Source organism: Streptomyces bambusae (assembly GCF_019400985.1).
Taxonomy (GTDB): Bacteria; Actinomycetota; Actinomycetes; order Streptomycetales; family Streptomycetaceae; genus Streptomyces; species Streptomyces bambusae_A.
The window spans coordinates 1-21,449 of sequence record NZ_WTFF01000017.1 but is presented as its reverse complement, the minus strand read 5'-3'; the positions used below and the strand labels follow the sequence as shown (position 1 = coordinate 21,449).

Below are 21,449 nucleotides of genomic sequence, written 5' to 3'. Positions count from 1 at the left end.
GCCATGCCGACACCGCAAGGCACCAGCGAGCGCCGGAGCGGCGACCGCTACCTGCTGCACTTCGAGCCGCACCTGCCGTGCGCCTACGAGACGGTCTGGCCGGCCCTGACCACGCCGGAGGGGCTGAGCAGCTGGCTCGCGGACGCGGACGTGCTGGAACGGCACCTGGGCGGGGCCGTGACCCTGCACTGGCTCGACGAGGACGAGACGGTCTCGGGCCGGGTCACGGCCTGGGACGTCGAACGGGTCGCGGAGTACACGGTGGACGAGAACGACCGGATCCGCTTCCACCTGGAGCCGCTGGGCACGGACTCCACGCTGGTCCGCTTCACCGACGACCGGCACGGCTCCGACAGCGACTGCGCACACTGCCTGGCCGTCTGGCAGGACCGCTTCGAGCGGCTGGAAGCCGCACTGACGGCCACGGCCCCGGGCGCGGGGCACTCATCTCCCCCGCCCCACTGAGACGACCGAGGCCGAGACGACGGAGGCCGAGGGCGCGGGAGGCCCGCCAGGACCGGCCCTCGTCCCCGCTAGGGCTGGCCCTTGTCCTCGCCCTTGCCCTCGCCCTGCTCGCGCCGCTTCAGCTCTTCCTCGCGGCGCCGCAGGTCCGCCTCCCAGTCCTTGAGGAGGGCCTCGTCCTTCTTGTTCTCCTCGCGGAGGGAGTTGAGGAAGGCCGGGTTGTCGTCGGGGGCGACCCACTCGTGCCGGTGGTTGCGGTGCCACTCGGAGGGCGTACGGCCGCCCACCGGGGGACGGCGCATCTTGCCCGCGGCGAACCAGACGATCGGGCCGACGATCCAGAAGAGCAGGATGATGATGACCCAGACGACCTTGGGGAGGTGCTTGGCCTCGTCCTCGGGGGTGTTGAGGCAGTCGATGAACGCATAGATCGTCAGCGCCAGCGGCAGGATGTACATCAGCGCCCGGATCATGTGGAGCAGCCCCCTGTAAGCAATGGCGGGGTTCGAATCGACGGCCCCGGTGACAGGTCCAGCGTATCCGGTGACGGATACTTGCCCCTATGGCTTACGACGATCTCCGCTCGCTGCTCCGGGCTCTGGAGCGCGAAGGCGACCTCAAGCGCATCAAGGCCGAAGTCGACCCGTACCTGGAGGTCGGGGAGATCGTCGACAGAGTGAACAAGGCCGGGGGGCCGGCGCTCCTCTTCGAGAACGTCAAGGGTTCCGACATGCCCCTGGCGATGAACGTCTTCGGCACCGACCGCCGGCTGCTCAAGGCGCTCGGCCTGAAGTCGTACGGCGAGATCAGCGAGAAGATCGGCGGGCTGCTCAAGCCGGAGCTGCCGCACGGCTTCGTCGGCGTCCGCGAGGCCTTCGGCAAGCTGGGCTCGATGGTGCACGTGCCGCCGAAGAAGGTGAGGTCCGACGCCGCCCCCGTCCAGGAGGTCGTCCTCACCGGCGACGACGTCGACCTGGACCGGCTGCCGGCCCTCTTCACCTGGCCCAAGGACGGCGGCTCCTTCTTCAACCTGGGTCTGACGCACACCAAGCACCCGGAGACGGGCGTGCGCAACCTGGGCCTCTACCGCCTCCAGCGCCACGACAAGCGCACCATCGGCATGCACTGGCAGATCCACAAGGACAGCCGCAACCACTACGCGGTGGCCGCCGAGCGCGGCGAGCGGCTGCCGGTCGCCATCGCCTTCGGCTGCCCGCCGGCCGTCACGTACGCGTCCACCGCCCCGCTGCCGGGCGACATCGACGAGTACCTCTTCGCGGGCTTCGTCGCCGGCAAGCGGATCGAGATGGTCGACTGCAAGACCGTTCCGCTCCAGGTCCCGGCGCACGCCGAGGTCGTGATCGAGGGCTGGCTGGAGCCGGGCGAGATGCTGCCGGAGGGGCCGTTCGGCGACCACACCGGCTTCTACACGCCGCAGGAACCGTTCCCGGCGCTGAAGATCGACTGCATCACGATGCGGCGGCGCCCGCTGCTCCAGTCGATCGTGGTCGGCCGCCCGCCGACGGAGGACGGCCCGCTGGGCCGCGCGACGGAACGCTTCTTCCTGCCGCTGCTGAAGATCATCGTCCCGGACATCGTGGACTACCACCTGCCCGAGTCGGGCGGGTTCCACAACTGCGCGATCGTCTCGATCGACAAGAAGTACCCGAAGCACGCACAGAAGGTCATGCACGCCATCTGGGGCGCGCACATGATGTCCCTGACCAAGCTGATCATCGTGGTGGACAAGGACTGCGACGTCCACGACCTGCACGAGGTTTCCTGGCGGGCCCTCGGCAACACCGACTACTCCCGCGACCTCACGGTGGTCGAGGGCCCGGTGGACCACCTGGACCACGCCTCGTACCAGCAGTTCTGGGGCGGCAAGGCGGGCATCGACGCGACGAAGAAGCTGCCCGAGGAGGGCTACACCCGCGACGGCGGCTGGCCGGACATGGTCGAGTCCGACCAGGCGACGGCCGCCCTTGTCGACCGCCGCTGGAAGGAGTACGGGCTGTGAGTTCCGATCTGGGTGGACCGGCGCTGTTCATCGGCGAGGACACCACGTTCATGTTGCTCGTGCGCCCGAGGCTCGACCCCGCGGACCCGGCTGTCCGGGAAGCCGCCGAGCAGGCGGGCGTCTCGGCCGAGGAGTTCGCCGGCCCGGGCGACGTGTGGGCCCTGATGCTGGACGACGACTACGAATCCGACGGCGGCTTCGAGCTGCCGGGCGTACGCGACGCCGAGGTCGACGACTTCGCGGAGCGGCTGCAGGCCGCGGTCGGCACCGGCGAGACGTTCACCGTGGAAGCCGGCGCAGTGTTGCGGCTCGAAGGCCGCCCGATCGTTCATGCGCGGACGGGCGAGAGCTACGTGTTTACGGTGCATGCCACCCCACCCGAGCCCGAGGGAGCACCCACGGTGTCCCTGGAGACCGGCCCGGTGCCCCGCGCGGCCCTGCTGGCCGCAATCGAAGAGTTCCGGAGCGAGCTCGCATGATGACGACCGCCGAAGGGGTGGTCGGCCCCGGTCCCGCGCCGCAGGCCCCCGGCAAGGTCAAGGCCTTCCTGCGCCTGGTCATGATCGAGCACTCGGTGTTCGCGCTGCCCTTCGCGTACATCGCCGCGCTGACGGCGATGTACTTGGCGGACCGGAGCGTCCACTGGTGGACCCTGGCGCTGGTCACCGTGTGCATGGTGGGCCTGCGGACCTTCGCCATGGCCGCGAACCGGATCATCGACCGCGAGATCGACGCCCGCAACCCGCGCACCGCCGGCCGCGAGCTGGTCACCGGCGCGGTCTCGGTGCGGACCGCCTGGACCGGCGCCGGGGTCGCGGTCGCGGTGTTCCTCGGCTCCGCCGCGCTGCTGAACCCGCTCTGCCTGGCGTTGGCCCCGGTGGCCGTCGTCCCGATGGTGGTCTACCCGTACGGCAAGCGCTTCACGAACTACCCGCACGCCATCCTGGGCCTGGCCCAGGCGATGGGCCCGGTGGGCGCGTGGCTCGCGGTGACCGGCACCTGGTCCTGGGACGCGGTGGTCCTGGGCCTGGCCGTGGGCGTCTGGATCGGCGGCTTCGACCTGATCTTCGCCTGCCAGGACGTGGCGGCCGACCGCGCCGAGGGCGTGAAGTCCGTCCCGGCCCGCTTCGGCGTCCCGGCCGCCCTGTGGGGCTCCCGCGCCTGCCACGTCGTCACCATGGCCCTGCTGGTCTGGTACGCCCTGGCCACGGACGCGGGGGCGTTCTTCTGGGCGGGCCTGGCGATCGTGGCGGTGGCCTTCGTCTACGAGCACACGATCGTCCGCCCGCACGACCTGTCCCGGCTGAACAGGGCGTTCTTCACCGTCAACGGCTTCATCGGAATTGCGCTTTTCGTGTGCGCCCTGCTCGATCTGGCGGTTCGAGGCCTGACCCTCTAGCCAGCGTGCGGCCTACCATCGAGTGCATGGACAGGGAGGCCGACGTGACCGTCTCGCAGATCGAGCGCCTGCACTCAAAGCTGAGCCGGCTCGAGGACATGTTCCCCGGGTACCGGACGGAACTTGTCGAGGGCGCCATCGTGATGAGTCCGCTGAGGCCGTACCACAACGATACGGTCTGGGATGTGCGGGACAGCCTCAAGGGGCAGCTGCCAAGGGGGTGGGCATTCATCTCCGACGTTGCGATCCCCTTCAACGGCGACAACGAATTCTGCCCGGACCTTGCGCTGATCCCCGACGCCGAGCGGCGGAAGAACCTCAGCTCCTACCCGCCCGACCTGGTCGAGCTGGCCATCGAGGTGGTCTCACCGAGCAGCGTCCACAACGACTACGAGGTCAAGGACCGGGCCTACGCCCGCCGCGGCATTCCGAACTACCTGATCTTCGACCCGTACAAGGCGCACTGCATGACCCTGTGGAACCCGGGCCCCGACGGCTACCGGGGCCGCGACACCATCGCGTACGGCGACACGGTCGTCGTCGAGACCGGGATCGGCAAGTTCACGATCGACACCTCCGGCCTGCCGGTCGATCCGTCCGTGGTCAGCTGAGCCGCGCCGGGCGCCGGTAGAACAGGGCCGTGGCGATGCCGGCCGCCAGGCCGGCCAGGTGGCCCTGCCAGCTGACGTCCGAGTCGGTCGGGAGGACGCCGGCCACGATCCCGCTGCCGTAGAACGCGGCGATGCCCAGGGACACGGCGATGCCGAGCGGCTTGCGTTCCACGAAGCCCCGGACCAGCAGGTAGCCGAAGAGGCCGAAGACCATGCCGGACGCGCCCAGCGTCTCGGTGTCCGGCGGCGAGATCAGCCAGGTGCCCAGGCCGTCCGCCAGCAGGATCAGGGCGCACACCGCGAGGAAGTGCCGGATCCCCACCGACAGGGCCGTCATGAAGCCCAGGACCAGCAGCGGGACGCTGTTGGAGGCGACGTGGTCGAAGCCGACGTGGAGGAAGGGCGCGGTGAGCACGCCCGGCAGGCCGGCCGGCTCGCGGGCCTCGATCCCGTACTCGTCCAGCGCGTGCCCCGTGGCGAGGTCGACGGCTTCGAGGACCCACAGGAGGGCCACCCAGCCCAGCATCAGGACGGCCGCCGCCTTGGCCCGGCCGAGCCCGCCCGCCGTGGCCGGCATCCCCGGCATCCCCGCCCTCCCAGCCCGCCCCGGCGTGTTCGTTCCGTTCATCCCGTCCGCCCCGTTCATCTTCGTCCGCCCCCTCGTCGTGTTCACCCGTCCTCCCGGGAACGTCCGGCGCACCGTGGCGAGTGCCCGTACGGTCTGGCCGGATAGGCTCGGAGGCATGACTGACGGCAAGCGCACCCCGTGGGTGGTCGGGGTGTCCGGGGCGTCCGGGACGCCCTACGCGGCTTCGGTGCTCCGTGGGCTGCTCGCGGCGGGGGAGAGCGTCGACCTGGTGGTCAGCCGGGCATCGCGGCTCACCCTGCTGGACGAGACAGGCATCGCCTTCCGGGACGCGCACTGGCGGGAGGACCTGGGCGAGTGGCTGGCCCGGGGGGCCGATTCCAAGCCGGGGACGTTCACCGTGCCGGATCTGGGCGACGTACGGTACTGGGCCGCCGGCGACCTGGCCGCAGGTCCCAGCAGCGGTTCGTACCCCGTCAAGGGGATGCTGATCGTACCGGCGTCGACGGCGTGCGTGGCCGGTGTCGCGCTCGGGCTGTCGAAGGACCTGCTCCAGCGGACGGCGAGCGTCACGCTCAAGGAGCGGCGGCCGCTGGTGGTGGCGGTGCGGGAGACCCCGCTGAACGGGCAGACGCTCAAGCACCTGGTGGCGCTGGACGAGGCGGGCGCGGTCGTGCTGCCCGCCTCTCCGGCGTTCTACGCGGGTGCGACGCACATCCAGGATCTCGTGGACTTCGTCGCCGGGCGGGTGCTGGACGCGGCAGGGGTGCCGCACCGGCTGTACCGCCGTTGGGAGGGTGAGCTGGGTGGAGGCGCCCCCGGTGGAGGCGCCCCCGGTGGAGCGAGGGGGACCTCACACGCTCCCGGGAGTTAGCGCTTCTTGCTGCGGACGCCGCTCAGAGGCTTGCGGGCCTTGTCGAGACGGTGGGCGGCGGCGGGCTGGTGGGCACGGGATCGGTTGGCCAGCTCCTGCAGCTGTCGCATGTGGGCGTAGGCCATCTCGATCGTGTACACGGTGAACCACTCCTGAAGATCGTCATTGATCTGTTGAAAGATTCACAGGGCGTTGACCCCTGTGTACCTTCGATTCTATACCTAAACTTGCAGGATCGCCGAACAATAGAAGGGGTCAGGTAGATGGACGCGGTGGATAGGCAGCTCATCCAGGCACTGAGGGAGAACGGACGTGCCTCCTACGCGGAGCTCGGCCGGCTCGTGGGCCTCTCCGGGCCCAGCGTCACGGACCGGATCAACCGGCTGGAGAGCGCCGGTGTGATCACCGGCTACCGGGCGACCGTCGACTCGGCCTCCCTCGGCCTCGGCGTGACCGCCCTGATCGGCATCTCGCTCTCCGACGCCGCCGACCACGAGGACGTGGCCCGGCGGCTGCGCGACCTCGCCGAGATCGAGGACTGCTGGTTCATCGCCGGCGACGACTCCTACATGCTCAAGGTGCGCGCCAGCGACGTGGACGGCCTGGAGAAGATCATCCGCAAGCTGTCCGGGACCAAGGGCGTCTCCCGCACCCGTACGACCATCGTGCTGTCGACGAAGTGGGAGAACCGGGTCGGGGAGCTGCCCGAAGAGCGCTGAGAGTACGGTTGCGAGGGTTGCAGGACAGTCAGGACATCAGGACGTATAGAGGAGGCGACCGGTAGATGGACGCTGGGCTCAAGCGTGAGCTGGAGGAGAAGGTCCGCTCCGGCGAGCGGCTGACCCGTGAGGACGGCATCGCCCTCTACGAGTCCGACGATCTGGCCTGGCTGGGCGGCCTCGCCCACGAGGTGCGCACCCGCAAGAACGGCGACGTCGTGCACTTCAACGTCAACCGCCACCTCAACATGACCAACGTGTGCACCGCGTCGTGCGCGTACTGCTCCTTCCAGCGCAAGCCGGGCGAGAAGGACGCGTACACGATGCGCATCGAGGAGGCCGTCCGCCTGGCCAAGGCCATGGAGAACGACAACCTCACCGAGCTGCACATCGTCAACGGCCTGCACCCCAACCTGCCGTGGCGCTACTACCCGCGGTCGCTGAGCGAGCTGAAGAAGGCGCTGCCGAACGTCTCCCTCAAGGCTTTCACGGCGACCGAGATCCACCACTTCGAGACCATCTCGGGCCTGTCGGCCTCCGAGATCCTGGACGAGCTGATCGAGGCGGGCCTGGAGTCGCTGACCGGCGGCGGCGCGGAGATCTTCGACTGGGAGGTCCGCCAGCACATCGTCGACCACCGCACCCACTGGGAGGACTGGTCGCGCATCCACCGCCTCGCGCACGAGAAGGGGCTCAAGACCCCGTGCACGATGCTCTACGGGCACATCGAGGAGCCGCGCCACCGCGTGGACCACGTGCTGCGGCTGCGCGAGCTCCAGGACGAGACCGGCGGCTTCCAGGTCTTCATCCCGCTGCGCTACCAGCACGACTTCGTGGACATGAAGGACGGCAAGGTCCGCAACACGCTCCAGGCGCGGACCACGATGGCGACCGGCGCGGAGGCCCTGAAGACCTTCGCGGTCTCCCGCCTCCTCTTCGACAACGTCCCGCACGTCAAGGTCTTCTGGGTGATGCACGGCGTGCAGACCGCCCAGCTGGCGCTCCAGCACGGCGCGGACGACATGGACGGCTCGGTCGTGGAGTACAAGATCACGCACGACGCCGACAACTACGGCACCCCCAACAAGCTCAGCCGGGACGACCTCCTGGAACTGATCAGGGACGCCGGCTTCCGCCCGGTCGAGCGCAACACGCGCTACGAGGTCATCCGCGAATACCCGGGCCCGGACGCGACCCTCCGCGAGTCCCCCCAGCCAATGCGCGTCTGACCCACCTGCCGCGCCGGACGCGCCCTGCCGCGCCCGGCCTGCACCACCGTCCGCCCGAGGCCGCCCGCACCCACTCTGCGAGCGGCCTCGGCCGTTTGGCGGGAGCTCAGCGGACGATGCCGTTGCGGCCTTCGATCGGGTCGCTGATGGCGGTGCCCTCGGCGACCCAGCCGGGCACGGCCTGGCGCTGGCGCTCACGGCCGGGATTCCGGCGCGGCAGGGGTGTACTCATGGCCTGCTCCTCTCCGACGGGGGACGCAGCGGGCCGCAGGACGGCGCGAGGACGGGCCTGCGGCCCGCTGCTGGGGCACATCCCGGAGCGGGTGGGTTGCTCCGAGGTGCGATGACCAGTCAACGGCCGCAGGGTCCTGGGGTACAGGAAAGGTTGGCGCCGAGTTGCTCCCGGCCCGCCGGAAAACTTTGCGTCCGCATTACCCGGCGCCTGGTGCGATCAGTACGCGTCCGGCTACGTTCGGTCGCATGGGGGTGAACGCCGTCTTCACGGCTCACGCGGACGAACTCGGCCTGACGCAGGACGAATTGGCACGTCAGATGAACGCGGCGCTCCAAAGCCTCACCGGCAGGCCGGGCGATGTGTCCGCACGCACGGTGCGCAACCTCCTCAACGGCAGGACCCGGCGCCCGATCGGCCGGAGCTGCATTGCGCTGGAAGCGGTATTCGGCCGCCCGGTCTCGGACTTAGGGTTCGAGCCACCACGTACCGCCGCACCAGCGGAGGACCCAGTGCACCGCCGTACTCTCCTTCTCGCAGCGACCGGAACCGCCGCCGCTGCAGCCGTCCCGGCGCGGCGGTCGCGGCTGGGACAGTCCGACGCCGAGCGGTTCCACCGTGAGTACGCCGCCCTGCTGCGCGATGATGCGAGGATCGGCGGAGCGCGGCGGATCGAGAACACGGCTGTCGAGCTGGGGGCGCGCATCCGGTCCTCGCTCGCCATCGGCGGTGCCTCGGACCGCGTCCAGCGACACATGTACCGGCTCGCTTCTGACGTCACGTGCCTGGCAGCCTTCGGCGCCATCGACGCCAGCGCTCCGCAGCGCGCACGCGCCCACCTGGACAAGGCGCTCGCCCTCGCCGGCCTCGCCCGCGACGGCGAGAGCATGTACCGGGTCTGGGACCACCTGATGCTCACCTTCAGCCAGCGGGAGAACCACGTCGAGGCGGCGGCCGGCGCGGAGGTGATGAAGCGCTCGGCGGTGGCCCGGCGTGACCCGTTGTTCGCGTCGCTGGGCCACGTGCGGCACGCCAACGCTCTGGCCCGGCTGCACCGGCCCGCCGAGTCGCTGCGGGCCCTGGACCTCGCGGAGAAGGCTTTCGGCAAGGCCGGGTGCGGGCGGCGGTCGGCGTGGATCTCGTTCTACAGCCGGGCCGAGTTCGACGCCCTGTCGTCCTACGTCTGGACCGCGCTCGGGGAACACGAGCGGGCCGAATCGTGCCTTCACTGCACGCTCGCCGCCATCCCGGACGGCATGATCCGTAACCGGGGGCTGTACCTGTCGCACCTGTCGCTGTGCCAGGCGAGACAGGGAGAGCTGGAACTCGCGTGCGCGACCGGCCGGCAGGCGTACGGAATGCTGCTGCCGGCGTCCGGGTCGCGGCGTACGACGAACACCCTGGCCAGGACGCGCCAGGTCATCGAGGCCACGGGCACGAAGGCGCCCGAGGTCGTGAGCTGGGTCGAGGAGTCACGCCAATGGACCTGAAGCGGTACACCCATGCCGACGCGCCGGACGTCCGCTCCTTGCTCCTGGACATCCACGACGAGGTGTACGCGGGCGATCCGGATCCGTTCCACTCGCGGGAGCGGTTCTCGTACTTCGTCGACCTGTGGTCGGGGCGCGAGGACTGGCTGTGCGTCTCGGGCTGGGAGAACGGCGGCCCGGTCGGGTACGCGTACGGCTCGAAGTTCAAGCCGGGTGGGTGGTGGAAGGGGACGGACCGGCCCGACGGGGTGCGTGGTCGGATCCTCGCGCTGTCCGAGCTGATGGTGGTGCCCCGGTGGCAGGGCACCGGCCGGGCCCGGCAGATCCATGACGCACTCGTCGACGCGGTCGATGTGGACCATGTGACGCTCCTCGTCGACTCGGCGCACCCCAAGGTGCAGGCCCTGTACGAGAAGTGGGGGTACGAGAAGCGGGCCGAGGCCAAGCCCTCCGGCGACTCCCCGCTGTACGCGGTGATGGTGCGCAGTCTCTGACGGCCGCACGCGTACGTCCGCGGCGGGGCCTCGGCGTTATGTCGTTGCCTCCCCCCGGGGTAATGGATACTCTCGCCGTATGACCCTTACCTTCACGCTGGATCCGGTGATCGACCCCGTTCTGCACGCGGGCATCCTCGATCTGTGGACGGACGTGTCCAATGCGGGCGGTGCCGTCGGCTTCGTGCCGCCCGTCGGGCGGGACGACGTGCGGCCGCAGCTGATCAAGCAGCTTGCGCAGGTGGCCGACGGGGGATCGCGGCTGCTGGTCGGGCGGGACGCCGAGGGTGGGGTGGCGGCGACGGTCTTTCTGACCTTCAACACCCACCACCTGATGACCCACTGGCTGTGGGCCTACACGGTGATGGTCCACCCCCGCCACCAGGGCAAGGGCTACGGCCGCGACCTCATGGCGGCCGCCGCGGACGCCGTCCGTACGTCCTTCGACGGCGTCGAGGCGATCCGGCTGTGCTGCCGCGGCGGCCTCGGTCTGGAGCACTTCTACGCGTCCTGCGGGTACAAGGAGGTCGGCCGCATCCCCGACGCCATCCGCGTCGCCCCCGGCGACGACCGCGACGACATCATCATGCTGCTTCCGCTGCGCTGATCGGTGGGCCGACCGCTCGGCGGCCGGCCGTTGCGCTGACCGCTGCGCCGACCCCTCCGCGCCGACCCCTCCGCGCCGACCCCGCCGCGCCGGGCGGGGGTCCCGGCGTGCTTCACTGGACGGGCATCACCGGACGTACCGACACAGACAAGGGGTCACCGTGTCCCAGAAGCCGAACGCCACGATCCGCTACACCGCCATGCGGTTGGGCATCTTCGTCGCGTGCTTCCTCGTGGTGTTCGCCCTCGTCCGGCTGCGCTGGGTGCCCGCCGGTCTCGGTGACGCGAACCTCGCCTGGGTCGTGCTGCTCGCCCTCGTGCTCTCCGCGCCGCTCTCCTTCGTCCTGCTGCGCAAGCAGCGCGAGGAGATGTCCGAGCAGATCGCCGGCCGGGTCGAGCGGGCCAAGAGCCGGCTCGCCGAGAACCGCAGCCAGGAGGACGCCGCGGACGACGCCGCGCGAGCCGCCACGCCGTCCGCCTGACCGCAGGCTTCGTAAGCTTCGTCACACCTTCCTCATACCCTGCGACCGCCCCGCCGCCGGACTTCCCGTCCGGTGGCGGGGCGTTGGCGTTCCTGCGCCGCTCCCGGCGCGCTCCCGCACTCACACCCGGCCCAAAGTAATGCTTTGGGTTTCTCAAAGCAGAAGTGTTAGCTTCTTCAACATGTTGACCGCTGCCGCGCCCCTGACTGCCATGAGCACCCTGCTCGTGGCGCGCCTGCACGTCGACCTCTGCCGCCGCGTGTCCGCGGCCTGTTGCTGTCCGTAACACCTTTACGAGTTCAGCAGCGGTCCCGGCCGGGCATCTTCCTGGCTGCCGCACCGCAACACCTTGCAGAAACGTCCCTGCCTCCCGTGCGCCCACCCCGGAGTGTGTCCGTGTCCGCAACCACCGCGGCCCCCAAGGCCTCGTTCAAATTCCCCTTCTGGGCCCAGATCGTCACCGGTCTGGTGCTCGGCGTCCTGCTCGGCTGGCTCGCCCGCAGCCAGGACATCAGCTGGCTCCACACCACGCTGGAGAAGGTCGGCGACATCTTCGTCCAGCTGCTGAAGCTGGCCGTCGCGCCGCTGGTCTTCTTCGCCATCCTGGTGTCGATCACCAACCTGCGGAAGGTGAACAACGCCGCCCGGCTCGCCTCGCGCACGCTGCTCTGGTTCATGATCACGTCGCTGATCGCGGTCGCCATCGGCCTCACCATCGGCCTGCTGACCGACCCGGGCGCCGGCACCGGCCTCACCCCCGCCGACGGCAAGCTGCCCAAGCGCACCGGCTCCTGGATCGACTTCCTGACCGGCATCGTGCCGACGGACGTCATCACGCCGTTCACCGAGCTGAACGTGCTCCAGATCGTCTTCATGGCCGCCGTCGCCGGTATCGCCGCCCTCCAGCTCGGCGAGAAGGCCCAGCCCGTCCTCACCTTCGCCGAGTCCGTGCTGGAGCTGCTGCAGAAGGCCCTGTGGTGGGTCATCCGCCTCGCCCCCCTCGGCACCGTCGGCCTCATCGGCACCGCGATCGGCACGTACGGCTGGGACCTGATCGGCAAGTACGCCACCTTCACCGCCGACGTCTACATCGGCTGCGCGCTCGTGCTGTTCGGCGTCTACCCGCTGCTGCTCGCCACCGTCGCCAAGGTCAGCCCGCTGCAGTTCTTCAAGGGCGCCTGGCCGGCCATCCAGCTGGCCTTCGTCTCCCGCTCCTCGGTCGGCACCATGCCGGTCACCCAGAAGGTCACCGAGCGCCTCGGCGTCCCGAAGGAGTACGCCTCCTTCGCCGTGCCGTTCGGCGCGACCACCAAGATGGACGGCTGCGCCGCGATCTACCCGGCGCTCGCCGCGATCTTCATCGCGCAGATCTTCGGCGTGCAGCTGGGCATCAAGGACTACCTGATCATCGCCTTCGTCTCGGTGGTCGGCTCGGCCGCCACGGCCGGTCTGACCGGCGCCACGGTCATGCTGACGCTGACCCTGTCCACGCTGGGCCTGCCGCTGGAGGGCGTTGGCCTGCTGCTGGCGATCGACCCGATCCTCGACATGATGAGGACCGCCACGAACGTGGCCGGCCAGTCCCTGGTCCCGGTCGTGGTCGCCGCCCGCGAGGGAATCCTGGACAAGGAGGCCTACGCCTCCGCGTCGGCCTCCCCGATCGACGGCCCGTCGGCCCACGAGGCCGAGCAGAAGGCCGCCGTCCCGGTCGCAGCGGTCTGACCCCCGCCGGCCCGCAACTCCGCAACCGCCGCAGCCCCCGCCATCCGGACGGGGGCTGCGGCCTGTGGCGTCTCAGGCCGTCTTCACACGGATGATCGCGATCACGGCCAGCACCACGGGCGGGGCGAACCACCACAGGCCCATGGCCCGGCGCACGGACGGGATCAGCGTGATCAGCACCCCCAGGACGCTCAGCGCGACCGAGGCGAGGCAGACGGCGCCGAGCCCGGCGTAGCCCTGGTCGTCCCAGTCGCCCTGGGGCGAGAAGGCGACGGCGGAGTACACGAAGAAGGCGTTCAGCAGGTGGATCAGGGTCAGCGGCACGCCCAGCACCCACCGCAGGCAGCCCCGGTCCTCGGGCAGGTCGATGCTCTCGTGGGGGTACGTCAACGCAGCGCTTCCTTCACCTTGCCGATGCTGTCTCCGAACCGCTCACCGTACTGCTGCGCCTTGGTCGTCTCGTAGTACGGGCCGCCGTTGTAGCGGGCGGCGAGCTCCCGCATCTGCGCGTCGGTCATCTGCTCCGGGGGTACGTTCGCGAAGCCGCTCTCGGCCTTCAGCTGGGCCAGGTAGCCGGCGGCGATGAAGGCGTTCTGCTTCGGGTCCTGGAGGGCGTCCTCGATCAGGTTGCGCTGGCCGTCGGTGAGGTTCGCCGGGTCGTAGCCGAGCACCTCCGCGCCGCGCCGGACCTGGATGGCGATCGGGCCGAACGAGGTCTCGTCGGCCTTCCCGCCGAGCCGCCAGGGCAGGTTCTCGGCCGTGATCGGGCTCAGGCCCCAGGGGGCGTCGGCCTGCTGGCGGAGCGTGTCGGTGATGTCGTCGAAGGCCTGGGGCTGACCGGAGATCTCCTGCCAGGCGATGCCCGCGACCACCTCGACGGGCAGCCCCGCGTGCGCGGCCGCGGCCTTGAGGACCTCCTTGTTCTTCGAGAGCCACGCCGCCTTCTCGTCGTCGCCGTCCGGCGGGTTCCAGTAGCCGTTCGCCGCATCCCCCGGCAGCCCCGCCACCTTCATCTGGATCTCGCGCAGCGCCGGCGAGACCGGCTCCTTGCCCAGCGGCCCATCCGCCAGGTCGCGCTTCGGGCCGCTGCCCGGCAGGTGCGTCAGCGGGTTCTGCCGGGCCTCCTCGCCCTCACGGCGCATGTCCGCCATGGCCGCGTAGAGGTCCACCTTGGAGGAGTCGCCCTTGAGCCGGAACTCGGGCAGCAGGTCGTACGCCTGGTTCAGCGCGTGCAGACACGTGGCGCGGGCCTCGGACTCGGCGGACTTGGCCTGGTGGAAGCTGCCGCCGCAGCTGTCGTGCAGGCTGTTGGCGCGGTCGCGGATGTCGTCCACGTCCATGGTGAGCTCCGCGAGCCCGTCGAGGAAGCCGGTCGTCGCCCGCATGTCCTCCCACTGGCGCATCGGCTCGGCCTCCTGCGCGGTACGGGTGATGGCGGTGCCCTTGGTGTGGATGAGGTCGGCGAGCTGCTGCTCGGTGCGCTTGCCCGCCGAGTAGTGGGACCGGGCGGTGGTCAGCGCCTGGGAGTACGCGTGCAGGGCGCTCGCCGCCTTGCCGAAGCCCTCGGCCATCTGCTCGGCCAGCTTGCGGGCCTCGGAGAGGCGGGCGGTGTACGCGCCGCTGTTCTCGCTGTGCCACTCGGTGCCCGTCTCGGCCCGGCGCGCCGGGGTGCCGATCTCGGTGAGGAGGTCGCGCAGCCGCTTGAACTCCAGGGCGTTGCGCTCGACGAGGGCGGGGTTGCACTCGGCGAGGAACTCGACGTCCTTGCGGTAGCTCAGTCCGCTGCTCATTTGTCCTCCGGCTTCACATAACTCCCGGATTCCAACAACTCGTCCAGGAACGTACGGGCGTTGTCGTCGTCCACGCGCGCGAAGTCGGTGCCGGCCGCCTTCAGCTTCGTGGCCAGGGCCGCGAAGAGGGCGACGGTGTCCTGGTACTGGTCGCCCGCGAACCGGGCGAAGGCCTGGGTCTTCGCCGCCACCTCGGCGTGCGCCCGCGGCGCCCGGGCCATGGTGGCCGCGTCGCCGTCGGGGCGGCCCTCGTGGAGGAGGGCGGCGATCTCGATGAGGAGATTGGCGTTCCCGTTGATGGAGGAGGCGTGGGCGACGAGTGTGCCGCCGGGGCCCTGGCCGCCACCGCCACCGCTGCCGCCGGGCCCGGCATCGGCCGAGTTCAGGCGCATGCCCGGCTCGTCCTGCTGGAGCCGGGCATGGGCGGCTGCCCGGTAGGTGGCCCATTCCGCGTCGAACGACATGAGTTCCGTGTTCCTGGTTCCCCGTGGGTGCGTGTGCTGCCGGTGCTGCGTGTGCTGCCGGCCTGCTGACTGCATTGGCCGACAAGGGTGTTCACGCAGGTCAGGAGTGTGCGGTTCCGGGGAGTTCGGTGCAGGGGCTGTGCAGAGGGGTGTTCAGGGGTGGCTACCCGCTCGTAAATTACCAGCGGTAACTCGCGGTGCGTGGCCGGTAATGCACGGTTCCCTGGCCGCAGCCGGACCGCAGCCGGACCCCTCGCACCGTCCTCCCGCACCCCTCGTACCCGTCCCCCCGAACCCTTCGTACCCCTTGGAAACGCCCGCACGCCCCGCCCAACCCCGCACGCCCCCGCAGAACCCCGCACACCCCGCACACGTGTGACGAGTCAGCCCGCAGAGCCGAGGAGATCGCCGTGGAAGCCGCACAAGACATGGGAGCCGCACCGCAGTTGGTCCGGCCGGTGAAGACCGTGGTCGACGGAGTCGTGCGGCAGGTGGAGGTGCCACCGCTCGTCGCGCCGTCGGTCCGCGGAGCCCTCGGCGACATCCCCTTCGACAACGCCCGCGAGGCGCCGGAAGCGGTGGTCCTGGCCCGCAAGCAGCCGGACGGCAGCTGGGAGGACGTCACCGCCGCCCGGTTCGCGGCCGAGGTGCTCGCCGTCGCCAAGGGGCTCATCGCCGAGGGGCTGCGGCCCGGCGACCGGCTCGCGATCATGGCCCGTACGACGTACGAATGGACCCTGCTCGACTTCGCGGGCTGGGCCGCCGGGCTGGTGACCGTACCCGTCTACCCCACCGCCTCCGCCCACCAGGCGCGCTGGATCATCCACGACTCCGGCGCCGTCGCCTGCGCCGTCGAGGACACCGCGCAGGCCCGCCTGATCAGCGGGGAACGGGCCGCGCTGCCCGGCCTGGTCCACCTGTGGGAGTTCGACACCGGGGCGCTCGCCCGCCTGGTCAAGGCCGGCGAGCACATCCCCGACGCGCTCGTGCACGAGCGGCGCGCGCTGTGCTCGCCCGACACCGTCGCCACCCTCGTCTACACCTCGGGCACCACCGGGCAGCCCAAGGGCTGTGTCCTGACCCACGGCAACTTCCTCGCCGAGGTGGACAACGCCGTCGAGCTGCTGCACCCGGTCTTCCGGGCCGTCAGCAAGGAGCCCGCCTCCACCCTGCTCTTCCTGCCCCTGGCGCACGTCTTCGGGCGGATGGTCGCCATCGGCTGCCTGCGCGCCCGGGTCCGGCTGGGCCACGCCCCGAGCATCGCGACCGAGGACCTCCTCGCGGACCTCGCCGGCTTCCGGCCGACCTTCCTGCTGGCCATCCCGTACGTCCTGGAGAAGGTCTACAACACCGCCCGCGCCACCGCCGAGAAGATGGGGCGCGGCTCCTCCTTCGACCGGGCCGCGCGGATCGCCCGGACCCTCGGGGAGGCCGTCGAGGGCAGGGCCCCCGGCCTCGGGCTGCGGGCCGCCCGCGCCCTGTACGACCCGCTGGTCTACCGGCGGATCCGCACGGCGCTGGGCGGCCACGTCAAGTACGTGATCAGCGGCGGCTCCCCGCTCGGGCGCCGCCTCGCCACCTTCTACACCGGCGCCGGCATCGAGGTCTTCGAGGGCTACGGGCTCACCGAGACGACCGGGGCCAGTACCGTCACGCCGCCACAGGCGCCGCGCCTGGGCACCGTGGGCTGGCCGCTGCCGGGCACGGCCGTACGGATCGCCGACGACGGGGAGGTGCTGCTGCGCGGCCGGCACGTGTTCGCCGGCTACTGGAACTCCGACCCGGCGCACGGCCCGTACGTCTCGTACGCCGGCGAGCCCGGGCTGTGGCTGGCCACCGGCGACATCGGGGAGCTGGACGCCGACGGCTACCTCACCATCACCGGCCGCAAGAAGGATCTGATCATCACCTCCGGGGGCAAGAACGTCGCCCCCGCGCCCCTGGAGGACTGGCTGCGCGCCCATCCGCTCGTCGGCCAGTGCATGGTCGTCGGCGACAACCGCCCGTACATCACCGCGCTGATCACGCTGGAGCCGGAGGGGCTCGCGCACTGGCGGCGGATGCGCAAGAGGGAGCAGGTGCCGCTGCGGGAGCTGGTGCGCGACGAGGAGCTCCTGGCCGACCTCCAGCGGGCGGTGGACGAGGCGAACCAGCTGGTCTCGCGCGCAGAATCGATCCGCCGCTTCGCCGTACTGCCGACCGACTTCACGGAGGCCCGCGGCCACCTCACCCCGTCGCTGAAGCTGCGGAGGGCGGCGATCGCGCGCGACTACGAGCGGGAGATCGAGGGCCTGTACCGGCGGTGAGGGCGGGGCGACGGTCAGCGGCGGCGGCCCGGGAGGAGCGAGACGAGCACGGAGCCCAGGAGGCCCAGGAGGCCCGCGGCGGCCAGGGTCAGGGCGCCCAGGTGGACGAAGGTCAGCCAGGTCTCCGGTTCGCCGTAGGCGCGTTCGCCCAGGACCCGGGCTTCGCCCTTGAGGGTCAGGGCGCCGGAGGAGCGCTCGATCTGGTCGGCGTACGCGTACAGGGCGCCCTGGCGGGTCTCGCCGTCGACGGTCCACGTGGTGCGCTCGCACACGACCGTGCTGCGGCCCGCGTCGCCGCCGCGGACGATCGTCTCGGTGCCGCAGCGGCCCGGCAGCTGGAGGGTGGCCGGGGAACCGAAGGCATAGGCCGCGCCCCAGCCGGCCGGCTGCTGGGAGGCGCTGCCGACGAGGAAGAACACCCCGGCCGCGACACCGATGACGACCAGGCACAGGGCGGAACGGTTCTTCAGACTTTCCCGGCGTGCAGACACGAGCGCTCCCCAGCGTGAACACGTCAACATCAACGAAGTGGCGTGTTTCTATCGCACTGCGTGACCGGTCCACAAGGAGTACAGCGAACGTGACGTACGGTCAGGACGACTGGGCGGGTACGCGCGCGAGTGGGCGTGTGCGTGCGCGCGGACGTGCGGCGATCCCGGACCCGGCGGTATGCGCAGGTCAGCGGGGTGAGCATCGAGTGTCGTACGTCGTACGCCGCCGAACCGGCCCGCCGACGGCGGCGTTGGGCGGACGTTGGCCGGACGTTGGCCGCCGTCCGCACCATGAGGCCCATGGCACGAACCATCAACACCAAGATCAAGGCCGCGCTGCTCGCGGCCGCCGCCGTCGCGGGCCTCGCCGTGACCGCCACCCCGGCCCAGGCCCTCAGCTACTGCAACGCCGGCGGGGGCGGTGTCTACATCTGCGAGTACGGCATCACGAGCTACTCGTTCCCGGACGGCACGAAGCAGCAGTTCGTGATCGGCGCGGACACCGCGGTGTGGACGCGCTGGACCAACACCAGCGGCACCTGGAGCAAGTGGCTGTCCATGGGCGGCAAGTCCACCAGCAAGGTCTCCATCCATGACGGCGTCCGCCCGGACACCGATCCGTGGACGTTCGCGGTGCTCTACTACGCGGCCGACGGCTACGCCCGCGAGAACTACCGGGACCACAACGGCAACTGGAGCGGCTGGAAGGTCGTGGACGACTTCTGACCCCGGAGGGCGGCAGGCGAAGGCGGCGCAGCACGGCCGCCGCTCGAACGGCCGTACGGGCCGCACGGGCGGCGGTACGGGCCGCACGGGCCGCGGATACCGGCCGCACCGGCTGCACGGGCAGCACGAACGGCGGATACGGGCGCCACGGGCGGCGGATACGGGCGCCACGAACGGCGGATACGGGCCGTACGGGTGAACTTGACGGGCGTCCCAGAAGGGCTGCGGTCCCGGACCGCCGTCCGGGGAACGCGCCCCGCACGGCGGACGGGATCAATCCTTTCTGCAGGCCGGCACGACACGCCGCCCGCACCCGCCCGCACCCGCCCCACCCCCGCCCGCCCCCGCTGCGCCGAGCGGGGGCGGGCCGCTCAAGCCGCGCCGGAGGGCGCACCGATGGAGAGGGAGGCCGCACCCCGACAGCCAGCTGTACCGCCGGCTGTCCGTCGGTGAGGGGAGCGGCCATCGCCATGACGCCCTCCACCCCTCCTGGGAGTCCCCCCATGCGCCTGCTCGCCCGACTGGCGACCGCCACCCTCCTCGCGACGGCCCCGCTGGCGGCCGGGACCGCCTCGGCCGCCGGACCCGAGCCCACCCCCGTCCCCCTGCACACCTCCGCGAACGCGGTCCCCGGCCAGTACATCGTGACCCTCGACAAGGGCGTGGACGCGGCGAAGACCGCCGCGAAGCTGGGGCTCAAGCCGACGTTCGTCTACAACTCCGCGATCAGGGGATTCGCCGGCCCGCTGACCAAGTCGCAGCTGGACCTCGTCCGGGTCAGCCCGGGCGTGAAGGCGGTCGAGGAGGACGCCCGCGTCCAGGCCACACCGCTGCCGTCGGCCCCGGGTTCCAGAGCGCCGTCCGCGTCGTGGGGCCTGGACCGGATCGACCAGCGGCACCTGCCGCTCGACAACGACTTCACCACCGCCGGCAACGGCTCCGGCGTGAACGCCTACATCCTCGACACCGGCATCGACTACGGGCACACCGAGTTCCGCGGCCGGGCGGCCCTCGGCTTCGACGCCATGGGCGACGGCCGGGGCGGCCAGGACTGCAACGGCCACGGCACGCACGTCGCCGGCACCGTGGGAGGCTCGACGTACGGGGTCGCGCGCAAGGCCAACCTGATCAGCGTCCGTGTCCTCGGCTGCGACGGCACGGGTTCGTGGTCGGGGATCATCGCCGGGATGGACTGGGTGGCGAGGAACGCCAAGGGGCCCGCCGTCCTCAACGGCTCCCTGGGCGGTGACCGGTCGGACGCGGTCAACAACGCCGCGAACGCCGTCGCCGACGCGGGCGTCCTGCCGGTCATCGCGGCCGGCAACTCAGCGATCGACGCGTGCCGGGTCTCGCCCGCGTCCGCGGCCCGCGTGCTGACGGTCGGGGCCACCAACAGGTGGGACGAGGAGACGAGCTTCTCCAACTACGGCACCTGCCTCGACCTCTACGCCCCCGGCCAGGACATCGTCTCCGCCAAGCTCGGCGGCGGGAGCGTCGCCCTCAACGGCACCTCCATGGCCGCCCCGCACGTCGCCGGCCTGGCCACCCTGTACAAGGGGGCGTACCCGGCGGCCACCCCGGCGGAGGTCGCCGACTGGCTCGACTCGAAGAGCACCAAGGACGACCTGACGAACCTCGGCAACGGCAGCCCCAACAAGCTGCTGTTCACCGCCGGCTTCTGACGCCTGCGACCGACCCACCCACCCCGGGCCCGGCGGTCTCGGACCGCCGAGCCCGGGGTACCGGGCCACCCGCGCCTAGGCGGCGCGCCGGTCGCCCGGGCGCTCCTTCTGGCCCGCCACCACGGCGCGCTCCAGCACCGCCGTGCGCTCGACGACCGTCCCCGCCTTGATCCCGTCCTGCTCCCTCACCTGGACGCCCCGGCTGCCCAGGTACGCGTACGACGAGCGGTCGAAGACCCACTCGGTGCGGGAGCCGTGGCGTTCGTCGACGCGGGCCAGGGCGATGCCGTCGCGGCCGGCCGCGTCCTGCGAGTGCTGGACGACGACCACGCCCGGGATCCTGGCCGCGGCCTGGTACAGGGCCGCGGCGACGCCCGGCGGGACGATCTGCTCGTGCAGCATCGAGCCGATCTCCTCGAACGCCTCCTGGTCGCGGTCGCCCGCCCCGCCGCCCGCCGCCTCACGGGCCGCCTTCAGCAGGGCGTCGGGGTCGGCCTTCTGCGCCTTCAGCCAGTCGTACGAGAAGTTCGGCGCCTCGCCCGGTATGTCCTGGCCGTTCTTCGGCTTGGCCAGCGGGCCGTCCTTGTCCAGGGTGATGCCGCCGTCCGGCTGCTGCCCCGGCTCGTCCAGCCAGCCCTTCCGGCCGTCGGGGGACTTCCACACCTCACGGGTGTGCAGCGGCTGCACCCAGGTCTTCGACTCGTTCCTGTCGACGTCGTGCGACAGCTCCAGGTACGAGACCGTGCTCTTGACGTAGACGTACTGGCCCGGCCCCGGCTCCGGCAGCTTGCCGGTGGCGGCGGCCGCGGCGATCTGCTGCACGGTGGCGGCGACCGGCTCGGCGCTGCCCGCCTCGACGGAGACCACCGGCGCCTCGACCGGCGCCGCCCGGCCGGGACCGGCCGAGCCGGCGGTGGCGTTGGGCCTGTCTCTTTTCTACTTTCCACGCCTCCCGCTCCTCTACGCGGTAGAGTGTTTGTGGGTTGGCGGTGATGTGGCCAAAAACATTACAGCACACATCGAAATAGGAAGGAAGATAAGCAGCGCATATCTCGTCAAGCTAG

24 protein-coding genes and 1 pseudogene are annotated in these 21,449 nt (G+C 71.0%); 16 read left to right on the top strand and 9 right to left on the bottom strand.

The features are described 5' to 3' along the window. Positions 1 to 3: 3 nt before the first annotated feature. Complete coding sequence (locus GPJ59_RS05000) at positions 4 to 465, top strand: SRPBCC domain-containing protein (protein WP_219665132.1); 462 nt, start codon at positions 4 to 6, stop codon at positions 463 to 465. A 68-nt stretch (positions 466 to 533) separates the two neighbouring features. Here GPJ59_RS05000 and GPJ59_RS04995 read toward each other — a convergent pair whose 3' ends face one another. Next, on the bottom strand, positions 534 to 935 hold the full coding sequence (locus GPJ59_RS04995; RefSeq protein WP_219665131.1) for a PLD nuclease N-terminal domain-containing protein: 402 nt from the start codon (positions 933 to 935) through the stop codon (positions 534 to 536). An 89-nt stretch (positions 936 to 1,024) separates the two neighbouring features. Between GPJ59_RS04995 and GPJ59_RS04990 the strand changes: the two genes are divergently transcribed. From GPJ59_RS04990 to GPJ59_RS04975, 4 genes are read left to right on the top strand one after another with little or no spacing between them, the layout of a single operon-like run. Continuing rightward, entirely contained in the window at positions 1,025 to 2,482 is a 1,458-nt protein-coding gene (locus tag GPJ59_RS04990; RefSeq protein ID WP_219665130.1) for a menaquinone biosynthesis decarboxylase, read from the top strand. Continuing rightward, positions 2,479 to 2,961, top strand: coding sequence for a hypothetical protein (locus GPJ59_RS04985; protein WP_308120141.1), 483 nt, complete (start codon positions 2,479 to 2,481; stop codon positions 2,959 to 2,961). The genes GPJ59_RS04990 and GPJ59_RS04985 overlap by 4 nt, the downstream gene beginning before the upstream one ends. After that, positions 2,958 to 3,881, top strand: coding sequence for a menaquinone biosynthesis prenyltransferase MqnP (gene mqnP, locus GPJ59_RS04980; RefSeq protein ID WP_374200786.1), 924 nt, complete (start codon positions 2,958 to 2,960; stop codon positions 3,879 to 3,881). Before GPJ59_RS04985 ends, mqnP begins: the two co-directional genes overlap by 4 nt. Positions 3,882 to 3,907: 26 nt before the next feature. Beyond that, entirely contained in the window at positions 3,908 to 4,492 is a 585-nt protein-coding gene (locus GPJ59_RS04975; protein WP_219665129.1) for a Uma2 family endonuclease, read from the top strand. Here the strand turns inward: GPJ59_RS04975 and GPJ59_RS04970 are convergent. After that, positions 4,485 to 5,078 carry a rhomboid family intramembrane serine protease gene (locus tag GPJ59_RS04970; protein WP_258023893.1) on the bottom strand — a complete coding sequence of 198 codons (594 nt, stop codon included), beginning with the start codon at positions 5,076 to 5,078 and terminating at the stop codon, positions 4,485 to 4,487. The two genes, GPJ59_RS04975 and GPJ59_RS04970, sit on opposite strands and share 8 nt — an antisense overlap. A gap of 157 nt (positions 5,079 to 5,235) precedes the next feature. On the opposite strand from GPJ59_RS04970, the gene GPJ59_RS04965 reads away from it, so the two are divergent. Continuing rightward, positions 5,236 to 5,952: a UbiX family flavin prenyltransferase gene (locus tag GPJ59_RS04965; protein WP_219665128.1), complete on the top strand. Its 717-nt coding sequence runs from the start codon at positions 5,236 to 5,238 to the stop codon at positions 5,950 to 5,952. Here the strand turns inward: GPJ59_RS04965 and GPJ59_RS04960 are convergent. Next, entirely contained in the window at positions 5,949 to 6,092 is a 144-nt protein-coding gene (locus GPJ59_RS04960; RefSeq protein WP_219665162.1) for a hypothetical protein, read from the bottom strand. The two genes, GPJ59_RS04965 and GPJ59_RS04960, sit on opposite strands and share 4 nt — an antisense overlap. A 123-nt stretch (positions 6,093 to 6,215) precedes the next feature. Here GPJ59_RS04960 and GPJ59_RS04955 point away from each other — a divergent pair, with 123 nt between their 5' ends. Together GPJ59_RS04955 and mqnE are read left to right on the top strand one after the other, a co-directional pair. Further along, entirely contained in the window at positions 6,216 to 6,671 is a 456-nt protein-coding gene (locus tag GPJ59_RS04955; RefSeq protein ID WP_125646494.1) for an Lrp/AsnC family transcriptional regulator, read from the top strand. A gap of 65 nt (positions 6,672 to 6,736) precedes the next feature. Further along, positions 6,737 to 7,900, top strand: coding sequence for an aminofutalosine synthase MqnE (gene mqnE, locus GPJ59_RS04950; RefSeq protein ID WP_219665127.1), 1,164 nt, complete (start codon positions 6,737 to 6,739; stop codon positions 7,898 to 7,900). Positions 7,901 to 8,006: 106 nt separating this feature from the next. On the opposite strand, the gene GPJ59_RS37125 is transcribed toward mqnE, so the two are convergent. Continuing rightward, complete coding sequence (locus GPJ59_RS37125; RefSeq protein WP_258023892.1) at positions 8,007 to 8,132, bottom strand: hypothetical protein; 126 nt, start codon at positions 8,130 to 8,132, stop codon at positions 8,007 to 8,009. A 248-nt stretch (positions 8,133 to 8,380) separates the two neighbouring features. On the opposite strand from GPJ59_RS37125, the gene GPJ59_RS04945 reads away from it, so the two are divergent. The 5 genes from GPJ59_RS04945 (at position 8,381) to GPJ59_RS04925 (ending at position 12,926) form a co-directional block, all read left to right on the top strand. Beyond that, entirely contained in the window at positions 8,381 to 9,622 is a 1,242-nt protein-coding gene (locus tag GPJ59_RS04945) for an XRE family transcriptional regulator (RefSeq protein WP_258023891.1), read from the top strand. Continuing rightward, entirely contained in the window at positions 9,613 to 10,116 is a 504-nt protein-coding gene (locus GPJ59_RS04940; protein ID WP_219665126.1) for a GNAT family N-acetyltransferase, read from the top strand. Before GPJ59_RS04945 ends, GPJ59_RS04940 begins: the two co-directional genes overlap by 10 nt. A 79-nt stretch (positions 10,117 to 10,195) precedes the next feature. Next, positions 10,196 to 10,723 carry a GNAT family N-acetyltransferase gene (locus GPJ59_RS04935; protein ID WP_219665125.1) on the top strand — a complete coding sequence of 176 codons (528 nt, stop codon included), beginning with the start codon at positions 10,196 to 10,198 and terminating at the stop codon, positions 10,721 to 10,723. Positions 10,724 to 10,883: 160 nt separating this feature from the next. Then, entirely contained in the window at positions 10,884 to 11,204 is a 321-nt protein-coding gene (locus tag GPJ59_RS04930; RefSeq protein WP_308120140.1) for a DUF4229 domain-containing protein, read from the top strand. A 390-nt stretch (positions 11,205 to 11,594) separates the two neighbouring features. After that, on the top strand, positions 11,595 to 12,926 hold the full coding sequence (locus GPJ59_RS04925) for a dicarboxylate/amino acid:cation symporter (protein ID WP_219665124.1): 1,332 nt from the start codon (positions 11,595 to 11,597) through the stop codon (positions 12,924 to 12,926). 72 nt (positions 12,927 to 12,998) lie between these two features. Here GPJ59_RS04925 and GPJ59_RS04920 read toward each other — a convergent pair whose 3' ends face one another. From GPJ59_RS04920 to GPJ59_RS04910, 3 genes are read right to left on the bottom strand one after another with little or no spacing between them, the layout of a single operon-like run. Beyond that, positions 12,999 to 13,316 (bottom strand): hypothetical protein, encoded by a 318-nt coding sequence (locus GPJ59_RS04920; protein WP_219665123.1) that lies wholly within the window; start codon positions 13,314 to 13,316, stop codon positions 12,999 to 13,001. Then, on the bottom strand, positions 13,313 to 14,716 hold the full coding sequence (locus GPJ59_RS04915; protein WP_219665122.1) for a hypothetical protein: 1,404 nt from the start codon (positions 14,714 to 14,716) through the stop codon (positions 13,313 to 13,315). Before GPJ59_RS04915 ends, GPJ59_RS04920 begins: the two co-directional genes overlap by 4 nt. Continuing rightward, positions 14,713 to 15,180 carry a hypothetical protein gene (locus GPJ59_RS04910; protein WP_258023890.1) on the bottom strand — a complete coding sequence of 156 codons (468 nt, stop codon included), beginning with the start codon at positions 15,178 to 15,180 and terminating at the stop codon, positions 14,713 to 14,715. Before GPJ59_RS04910 ends, GPJ59_RS04915 begins: the two co-directional genes overlap by 4 nt. Positions 15,181 to 15,608: 428 nt before the next feature. On the opposite strand from GPJ59_RS04910, the gene GPJ59_RS04905 reads away from it, so the two are divergent. Beyond that, positions 15,609 to 17,486, top strand: a complete 1,878-nt coding sequence (locus tag GPJ59_RS04905) for an AMP-dependent synthetase/ligase (protein ID WP_219665149.1) — start codon at positions 15,609 to 15,611, stop codon at positions 17,484 to 17,486. A gap of 14 nt (positions 17,487 to 17,500) precedes the next feature. Here the strand turns inward: GPJ59_RS04905 and GPJ59_RS04900 are convergent, their stop codons facing one another. Continuing rightward, on the bottom strand, positions 17,501 to 17,977 hold the full coding sequence (locus GPJ59_RS04900) for a hypothetical protein (protein WP_219665121.1): 477 nt from the start codon (positions 17,975 to 17,977) through the stop codon (positions 17,501 to 17,503). Positions 17,978 to 18,277: 300 nt separating this feature from the next. On the opposite strand from GPJ59_RS04900, the gene GPJ59_RS04895 reads away from it, so the two are divergent. Further along, the gene (locus GPJ59_RS04895; protein WP_219665120.1) at positions 18,278 to 18,703 is read left to right on the top strand and encodes a hypothetical protein; all 426 of its coding nucleotides are present in this window, start codon (positions 18,278 to 18,280) and stop codon (positions 18,701 to 18,703) included. Between the two features lie 503 nt (positions 18,704 to 19,206). Continuing rightward, positions 19,207 to 20,385, top strand: a complete 1,179-nt coding sequence (locus GPJ59_RS04890; protein WP_219665119.1) for a S8 family peptidase — start codon at positions 19,207 to 19,209, stop codon at positions 20,383 to 20,385. Between the two features lie 75 nt (positions 20,386 to 20,460). Here GPJ59_RS04890 and GPJ59_RS04885 read toward each other — a convergent pair. Next, positions 20,461 to 21,276 (bottom strand): annotated as a pseudogene (locus GPJ59_RS04885) (CU044_5270 family protein); the annotation flags it as partial. Positions 21,277 to 21,449 lie beyond the last annotated feature (173 nt).